Consider the following 8,305-nt stretch of genomic DNA (forward strand, 5'->3'; position numbering starts at 1 on the left):
TTCATTTTTCGTCCGAGGACGTTAAGAATCCATGTCACTTTGAGTGCCCACACAGATTGTCTGATAAATTGTTAAAGAGCAGTTGCAACGCGGCGTTAAGCTCACCGTTGCGAGGTCCCGTATATTACGTTTTCCTCATTCAGAGTCAAGTGATTATTTTCGCTTTTCTCTGCTGGCGTTCATCTCTGAACCCCGCTAACCCGGCGGCCTGTAAGCCGTTGTTCCGTGTCAGTGGAGGCGCATTATAGGGAGTTCTCAGACGTTGACAACCCCTCTTTTAAAAAAAACTTTCAACCGTCTCTTTTTTGCTCAAAACCGTGCTACAGCGCCAGTTTTTCGAGCGTTTCAAAGCCATAACGGCGTAAAACGGGTAAAAGTTGCTCAGTCTCTTTCGTGATAGCCATACAAAACGCGATATTCGCATCGTTAGATTTCGCATCGGGTGCTTCATGCTCCAGCAACCAGGCCGTACGACGGGCAATAGCCGCACCGGAATCCACCAGGCGCGTCCCCTCCGGCAGCACCTCCAATAGCTCTTCCTGTAATAGCGGGAAGTGGGTACAGCCCAGCACAACGGTATCCGGAGGTTCGGGCATCCGCAGCCACGGACGAAGAATACGACGCAGCTCCTCGAGTGATACCGCCTTGCCATGCAGCTTCGCTTCAGCCATCTCCACCAGCTCAGCCGAACCCAGCATCGCTATCTGGCATTCGTTGGCAAAACGGTCGATCAGCTCGCGGGTATAAGGACGCTTTACCGTACCTCGCGTGGCCAGCAAGCCCACAATGCCGTTCGCCGTCAGACGCGCGGCAGGCTTTATTGCAGGAACGACGCCCACAACCGGGAACTGGAATTTTTCACGCAGGGCGGGAAGAGAAACGGTGCTCGCCGTATTACAGGCGATGACGGCCAGCGCAAGGGGATAGCGCTTTTGTACCGCAGTGACGATTTCCACCACACGCTCAACAATAAAATCTTCGCTCTTTTCCCCGTACGGGAAAGCGACGTTATCGAAGGCGTAGATGTAATGGAGATCCGGCAGAAGATGCCGAATCTCATCATAGACCGAAAGCCCACCGACGCCGGAATCAAACACCAGCACGGTGGGACGCGGATTAGAAGGTGTAGCTGCCAGACAAGGTGTATTCCCGTCCTGCAGTTTGGTAGCCATAAACTGTCTCGTAATCTTTATCGAACAGATTGGCTATTTTACCACGAACTGTGAGATGTGAGGTGACAGGATACGAAACTGCGACATCCCACAGACTAACACCGCCCATTTTCACGCGTTCTGACGAATAGGTGTCTGGATCAATCGCGACATCATAGCGAGTGCCCAGATAACGGTAGGCAAGGTTCCAGTCGAGATCCCATACCTGCCAGTCAAGCTGGTACTTAACCTGCTGCTTAGAACGACGGGCCAGTACTTCGTTGGTTTTGGCATTACGCGGGTCGACATAATCATAGGAAATCTGATGTCCGACCGGGCCAGTATCGAACTGTGCCGTCGCTTCCACACCTTTAATACGTGCTTCGTCAACGTTGTAGTAACGATACGTATGCGGATCGCTGCTAATAAGATTATCAATGTCATTGCGATAACCGGTGATACGCCAGTTGACCGGTCCCGTCAGGCCTTCAAAGCCCCCTTCCCACTGCTTACTCTCCTCCGGTTTAAGGTCCGGATTACCGTAAGAGGCACTGTGGATTTGGCTCATGGTCGGTGCTTTAAAAGCGGTACCGTAGGAGGCAATGACGCGATAGCCCTCCACAAACTCCCACGCTGCGCTGGTTTGCCACGTGCCATGGTTGCCGAAGTTAGAGTTATCGTCATTACGCGCCGCCGCTTCAAGCGTCACGCTGCTGAACTGCTGCATCGCCGAAACAAACACGCCGGTATTGCGTTGCTCGTAACCTTTCTCCAGATAGCCCGTTCCAGCCTGGGTCTTCTGCTTTTGCCAGTCCAGACCTGCGCCAATGTTGCCGTGACCGACTTCTACGGTGTTGAGCCATTGGGTGGTGTACTGCTTCACGTCATCCATGGTGGCGGAATCAGCGTAACGCCCTTTCTTCGGATCATAGTTCTGATCTTTACTGCGACCATAGCCCGCCACCAGCTGTGACTGGAAAATCCCCTGGTTGTAACGCAGACCGGTATCCCAGTTCTGGCTGTAGAGCTGGCGAGTATCAGGTCGTCCATCCACCATAAAGTTGGCGTCGTAGTGATCGTAACCGTCATACGCGGTGCGGTTGTCATAACCAAAGCCACGGAAGAAGCCGCTCACGCTGTCGGTAATCTGCTGTTCCACGGAGCCGTACAGCGATTTACTCATAAAGCCATCGCGGTCAGGCTGGCGCGGCGCATCTTTTGCGGCGATGTCAAAACCCCGGGTATAGGTGTAGTTACCCGCCATGGTGATTTTGGTTTTATCCAGCACCTGCTGGAAAGCGCCATCATAGGTCTGGTAACCCTTAGAGCCAACGCCCGCTGAGATTTCTGTACCCGGCTTATCACGTCCGGTAATGATGTTAATCACGCCACCAATCGCGTCGGAGCCATACAGGGCTGAACGCGGACCACGGATGTACTCAATACGCTGAATCAGCGAGGTCGGGATTTGACTCAGATCGGGAACATTGCTGATCCCGGCGTTATTCAAAGGAATACCGTCAACCAGCACCAGCACATGGCGAGATTCCGTTCCGCGAATAAAAGTCGAAGAGTTCGAGCCCATTCCACCGCTTTGCGCGATATCCACGCCAGGCAGACGTGACATGATTTCCACCACGCTCTTTGCCTGCCAGCGCTCAATGTCTTCACGCGTCACGACGGACGTCGGTGCCAGAACAGTTTTTGCCGGTTGTTCAAAACGATTTGCCGTCACCACCAACGAGTCGGCGCTGTCCTGCGCCCAGCCCGAAAATGCCGTGACGGACAACGCCGTCAACAGCGATACTTTTTTAATCATTGTTAAAGCATCCACAATATAAGAAGGATGCCGCAGGCCTCATCGATAGCACGCGATGATGAAACCAAATGCGACGTGATCCCGGCAGGTCTTCGGGCTAGGTGGCTATATAAGGATGAAGACTTCCCATTTTCACAGTGTCTACAACGCTCATCCCGCCAGTCTTTACCGCTGCGCGTCAGCTCCAGATTTACACTGGATTCCCTTTTCACTCTCAGGAGACCGGAAACAGAATGCTACAATTAGACACGTATGGATGTCCAGACAGCTATTGGCCATTAAATCTGGACATCCCCTGAACAATACCTACAATCGCCGCGTAATTCTTTATCACTCAGGACGCATCATGACCCCAGAACACCTCCCGACAGAACAGTACGACGCGCAGCTGGCAGAGAAAGTTGTCCGCCTGCAAAGTATGATGACGCCTTTCAACGCGCCCGTTCCCGAGGTGTTCCGCTCTCCTGTCAGCCACTACCGCATGCGCGCCGAGTTCCGCATCTGGCACGACGGTGACGACCTGTACCACATCATTTTCGATCAGCAGACAAAATCCCGTATCCGCGTGGACAGCTTTCCGGCGGCGAGCGAGCTCATTAACCAGTTAATGACGCTGATAATGGACGGTGTGCGTAACAATCCGGTACTGCGTAACAAGCTTTTCCAGATTGACTACCTGACCACGCAAAGCAATCAGGCGATTGTCTCTCTGCTGTATCACAAAGCGCTTAACGACGAGTGGCGCGAGCAGGCGGAAGCGCTACGCGATGCGCTGCGTGCGCAGAACATCAACGTTCACCTGATTGGCCGCGCGACCAAAACCAAAATCATGCTGGATCAGGACTACATCGACGAGCGCCTGCCGGTAGCGGGTAGAGAGATGGTTTACCGTCAGGTCGAGAACAGCTTCACCCAGCCGAACGCCGCGATGAACGTGCAGATGCTGGAGTGGGCGCTGAAGGCGACGGAAGGGTCAACGGGCGATCTGCTTGAGCTCTACTGCGGTAACGGCAACTTCTCGCTGGCGCTGGCGCGTAACTTCGATCGCGTGCTGGCAACGGAAATCGCCAAGCCGTCGGTGGCCGCCGCGCAGTACAACATTGCCGCTAACCATATCGACAACGTGCAGATCATTCGCATGGCCGCTGAAGAGTTTACCCAGGCCATGAACGGCGTTCGCCAGTTTAACCGCCTGGAAGGGATCGATCTGAAGAGCTACCAGTGTGAGACGATTTTTGTCGACCCGCCGCGCAGTGGCCTGGACAGCGAAACAGAGAAGATGGTGCAGGCGTACCCGCGTATTTTGTACATTTCCTGTAACCCGGAGACGCTGTGCAAGAATCTCGAAACATTAGGCCAGACGCACAATATTGAACGTCTGGCGCTGTTCGATCAGTTCCCGTATACGCACCATATGGAGTGCGGTGTACTGCTCACGGCGAAGTAATGTGGCCTTGTAGGGCAGGTAAGCGAAGCGCCACCTGCCAAAAAAGCCGGATGACGCTTCGCTTATCCGGCCTACAATGACAAAACCCTTTACTCTGGTAACTGGCTCTTACGGCTACGCATGCGCGAGCCAATCCAGAACACCAGCGCCACAGACAGTACCGCAGGGAAGAAGTTAGAGCCGATATCCGGATATTCCGCGCGAACCACGGTGCTGTACAGCAATACGCCCAGAATAAAGCAGGCGGCGGCCAGCCCCGGTAACCCCACCGGCATGGTGCGGTTCAGGTAACGTTGATGCAGGCAGTACACCGTCAGCACCAGCGCAATAAGCGGGAAAATCGAAAACGGCACGATTGAGCTAAAAATAGCGGCAAACGTACCATTAATGGATAAGCCAGCGATCAATGCCAGCAACAGCGTCCCTTTATCCTGACCTGACTGTTTCATTACTCACCTTCACTCTTCGGTTTGATGTGCCAGTTTCTCTTGTTCACGGCGATACCAGTAGTACGCGCCTTTGGAGATCATCCTGAGCTGTAATACCAGTCGCTCTTCGAGCTGCTTGCGTTGTTCAATGCTGACGTCCAGCGCTTCGGCACCCGCGCTGAATACAATCGTCACCATCGCCTCGGCCTGTGCTTCAGTAAACGCACGCGGCATATGGTTTTCGAGTTCAAGATAGTCGGCAAGTTCCGCGATGAAGTGCTGAATTTCGCGCGCGACGGCGGCACGAAACGCTGCCGATGTGCCCGAACGCTCGCGCAGAAGCAGACGAAACGCGTTGGGATTGTTGCCGATAAATTCCATAAAGGTCGATACGGAGGTGCGGATCACGCTGCCCCCTTTGGCGATACGCTGACGCGCCTGGCGCATCAGCTGACGCAGCATCAGGCCGCTCTCGTCGACCATGGTCAGGCCCAGTTCATCCACATCACGGAAGTGACGATAGAAGGACGTTGGCGCAATCCCGGCCTCGCGTGCGACTTCGCGCAGGCTCAAACTGGCAAAACTCCGCTCGGCACTCAGTTGACTGAATGCGGCTTCCACCAGCGAACGCCGGGTTTTCTCTTTTTGTTGTGCTCTTACGCCCATCACGATAGTTGAATCCTTCCAAAGGCCTGATGGCACTATACCAGAGAATAAAATTAATCTGTTTGCCTGGCTTTGTGAATGATTGTTTACGTGCGGTTTGTGCTCCACTGCCGGAAAAAAGCACAACGATAATTGGGTTACTCTGGCAATGATGTTATGATTCTGTTGCTTTTATGTATAAGAACAGGTAAGCCTTGCCATGCCACATTCCTACGATTACGACGCAATAGTTATTGGTTCCGGCCCCGGCGGCGAAGGCGCTGCTATGGGTCTGGTGAAACAGGGAGCCAGAGTAGCGGTCATCGAGCGCTACCATAATGTCGGCGGCGGTTGCACCCACTGGGGCACCATCCCTTCGAAAGCCCTCCGCCACGCCGTTAGCCGCATTATCGAATTTAACCAGAACCCTCTTTACAGCGACCATTCCCGACTTCTTCGTTCATCTTTTGCCGACATCCTGAATCACGCGGATACCGTCATTAACCAGCAGACGCGTATGCGTCAGGGGTTTTATGAGCGTAACCACTGCGAAATTTTGCAGGGCAACGCGCATTTTGTGGATGAACACACTCTGGCACTCGAATGCCACGACGGGTCGGTTGAAACCATCACGGCTGAAAAATTTGTAATTGCCTGCGGCTCACGTCCTTACCATCCGGCCGACGTGGACTTCTCGCACCCGCGCGTCTACGACAGCGACTCGATTCTGAGCCTGCACCATGAACCCCGCCACGTCATTATCTATGGCGCAGGGGTCATCGGCTGCGAATATGCGTCGATCTTCCGCGGAATGGACGTCAAAGTTGACCTGATCAACACCCGCGACCGCCTGCTGGCGTTCCTCGATCAGGAAATGTCAGATTCGCTCTCCTACCACTTCTGGAACAGCGGCGTGGTGATTCGCCACAACGAAGAGTACGAGAAGATCGAAGGCTGTGACGACGGGGTGATCATGCACCTGAAGTCCGGCAAGAAGCTGAAAGCAGACTGCCTGCTGTACGCCAACGGCCGAACCGGCAACACCGATTCCCTGCAGCTGGAAAATATCGGCCTTGAGACCGACAGCCGCGGTCAGCTGAAGGTCAACAGCATGTATCAGACCGCCCTGCCGCACGTTTACGCGGTCGGCGACGTGATTGGCTACCCAAGCCTGGCCTCAGCCGCTTACGACCAGGGACGCATTGCGGCTCAGGCGCTGGTAAAAGGCGAAGCGACGGCGCATCTGATTGAAGATATCCCGACGGGCATCTACACCATCCCGGAAATCAGTTCCGTAGGGAAAACCGAGCAGCAGCTGACGTCTATGAAGGTGCCTTACGAGGTGGGTCGTGCGCAGTTTAAACATCTGGCGCGGGCGCAAATCGTGGGGATGAGCGTGGGTACGCTGAAAATTCTGTTCCATCGCGAGACGAAAGAGATCCTCGGCATTCACTGCTTTGGTGAACGCGCCGCGGAAATCATTCATATCGGACAGGCGATAATGGAGCAGAAAGGTGGTGGTAACACCATTGAGTACTTCGTTAACACCACCTTTAACTACCCGACCATGGCGGAAGCCTACCGGGTAGCGGCACTAAACGGCCTGAACCGCCTGTTTTAACGCGCTGTCGAAATGGCCATCCATCGAACCACGGATGGCCTCTGCCAGCTGCTCATAGCGGCTGCGCAGCGGTGAACCCGGACGATATACCAGGCCGATAGTGCGACGCGGCTCCGGCTTGATGCACGGCAAATAGACCACGCCATCACGCTTACGCTCGCGCGGCACGGCCAGCGCAGGCAGCAGCGTTATACCGCTTCCCGCCGCGACCATGTTACGCAGCGTTTCCAGGCTGGTTGCGCGGAAATGGGTATCCTCATCCGCACCCGCTTCGAAGCAGAAGCCCATCGCCTGGTCGCGCAGGCAGTGGCCATCTTCCAGCATCAGCAGCTTTTCACCCGCCAGATCGGCCATCGGCACGCGATCGCGGTTCGCCCACGGGTGATCTTCATAGATCGCCAGCATCATCGGCTCATCGAACAGCGGCACTTCAATAAAGGCTTCACTCTCTTTTACCAGTGCCAGAATGGCGCAGTCGAGCTTGCCGCTATCTAACTGCGCCAGCAGCTGATGGGTTTGCGCTTCGTGCAGGTACATTTCGAGTTTCGGGAACGTCTGGTGCAGCATCGGAATGATGTGCGGCAACAGGTACGGGCCAACGGTTGGGATCAGGCCAATATGCAGCGGGCCGGACATCGCCTCCCCCTGCTGGCTTGCCATTTCCTTGAGCACTTTGACCTCGCGCAGCACGGTGCGCGCCTGATCCACCAGCAGAAGACCTGCCTGTGTGAACAGAACCTTACGACTGGTGCGCTCCAGCAGCATCACGCCCAGCTCGTCTTCCAGCTTGCGGATCTGGCCACTCAGCGTGGGCTGGCTGACGTGACAGGAATCTGCCGCGCGGCGAAAGTGACGATGCTCGGCTAACGCTACCAGGTATTCAAGATCACGAATATTCATTATTCATCCTCCGTCGCCACGATAGTTCATGGCGATAGATAGCATAGCAACGAACGATTATCCCTATCAAGCATTCTGTTGAATAATACACCACATAGACGAGGCGGCACGTGTTTGACCCTTGACGTCCCCGCACCGTCAGCGAGTTTCTCTCAAAACTCGAACAACTAAAGCCAACGTGAACTTTTGCGGACCCCGTGGTCCGCTTTTTTTTGCGTAAAAAAAAAAGCCCAGCGCTAAGCCAGGCTCCGTTTTTCTCCCTCTCCCTGTGGGAGAGGGCCGGGGTGAGGGCAC

General features: G+C 54.7%; 7 protein-coding genes and 1 riboswitch. Of the genes, 2 read left to right on the top strand and 5 right to left on the bottom strand.

Annotated features, from left to right (window positions below):
- Positions 1-320: 320 nt before the first annotated feature.
- Together murI and btuB are read right to left on the bottom strand one after the other, a co-directional pair.
- A complete protein-coding gene (murI, locus tag DOU50_RS02230) occupies positions 321-1,172 on the bottom strand; it encodes a glutamate racemase (protein WP_024909852.1) in 852 nt (283 codons plus the stop codon).
- On the bottom strand, positions 1,117-2,970 hold the full coding sequence (gene btuB / locus DOU50_RS02235; RefSeq protein ID WP_148768687.1) for a TonB-dependent vitamin B12 receptor BtuB: 1,854 nt from the start codon (positions 2,968-2,970) through the stop codon (positions 1,117-1,119). The genes murI and btuB overlap by 56 nt, the downstream gene beginning before the upstream one ends.
- A gap of 65 nt (positions 2,971-3,035) precedes the next feature.
- Positions 3,036-3,212, bottom strand: a riboswitch (cobalamin riboswitch).
- Positions 3,213-3,316: 104 nt separating this feature from the next.
- On the opposite strand from btuB, the gene trmA reads away from it, so the two are divergent.
- Positions 3,317-4,417, top strand: a complete 1,101-nt coding sequence (gene trmA / locus DOU50_RS02240; protein WP_024909850.1) for a tRNA (uridine(54)-C5)-methyltransferase TrmA — start codon at positions 3,317-3,319, stop codon at positions 4,415-4,417.
- Positions 4,418-4,506: 89 nt separating this feature from the next.
- On the opposite strand, the gene DOU50_RS02245 is transcribed toward trmA, so the two are convergent.
- Entirely contained in the window at positions 4,507-4,866 is a 360-nt protein-coding gene (locus DOU50_RS02245; RefSeq protein WP_008501783.1) for a YijD family membrane protein, read from the bottom strand.
- 9 nt (positions 4,867-4,875) lie between these two features.
- A complete protein-coding gene (gene fabR, locus DOU50_RS02250; RefSeq protein ID WP_008501784.1) occupies positions 4,876-5,514 on the bottom strand; it encodes an HTH-type transcriptional repressor FabR in 639 nt (212 codons plus the stop codon).
- Between the two features lie 196 nt (positions 5,515-5,710).
- On the opposite strand from fabR, the gene sthA reads away from it, so the two are divergent.
- Positions 5,711-7,111, top strand: a complete 1,401-nt coding sequence (gene sthA / locus DOU50_RS02255; protein WP_008501785.1) for a Si-specific NAD(P)(+) transhydrogenase — start codon at positions 5,711-5,713, stop codon at positions 7,109-7,111.
- Here sthA and oxyR read toward each other — a convergent pair.
- Entirely contained in the window at positions 7,085-8,011 is a 927-nt protein-coding gene (gene oxyR / locus DOU50_RS02260) for a DNA-binding transcriptional regulator OxyR (protein WP_023333839.1), read from the bottom strand. The two genes, sthA and oxyR, sit on opposite strands and share 27 nt — an antisense overlap.
- Positions 8,012-8,305 lie beyond the last annotated feature (294 nt).

Origin of the sequence: Enterobacter sp. C6 (assembly GCF_008122455.1) — a bacterium.
Lineage (GTDB): Bacteria > Pseudomonadota > Gammaproteobacteria > Enterobacterales > Enterobacteriaceae > Enterobacter > Enterobacter pseudoroggenkampii.

Bases quoted from the DNA above. Each gene is read 5' to 3' on its own strand.
- murI (WP_024909852.1), bottom strand. From the start codon at position 1,172: ATGGCTACCAAACTGCAGGACGGGAATACACCTTGTCTGGCAGCTACA.
- btuB (WP_148768687.1), bottom strand. From the start codon at position 2,970: ATGATTAAAAAAGTATCGCTGTTGACGGCGTTGTCCGTCACGGCATTT.
- trmA (WP_024909850.1), top strand. From the start codon at position 3,317: ATGACCCCAGAACACCTCCCGACAGAACAGTACGACGCGCAGCTGGCA.
- DOU50_RS02245 (WP_008501783.1), bottom strand. From the start codon at position 4,866: ATGAAACAGTCAGGTCAGGATAAAGGGACGCTGTTGCTGGCATTGATC.
- sthA (WP_008501785.1), top strand. From the start codon at position 5,711: ATGCCACATTCCTACGATTACGACGCAATAGTTATTGGTTCCGGCCCC.
- oxyR (WP_023333839.1), bottom strand. From the start codon at position 8,011: ATGAATATTCGTGATCTTGAATACCTGGTAGCGTTAGCCGAGCATCGT.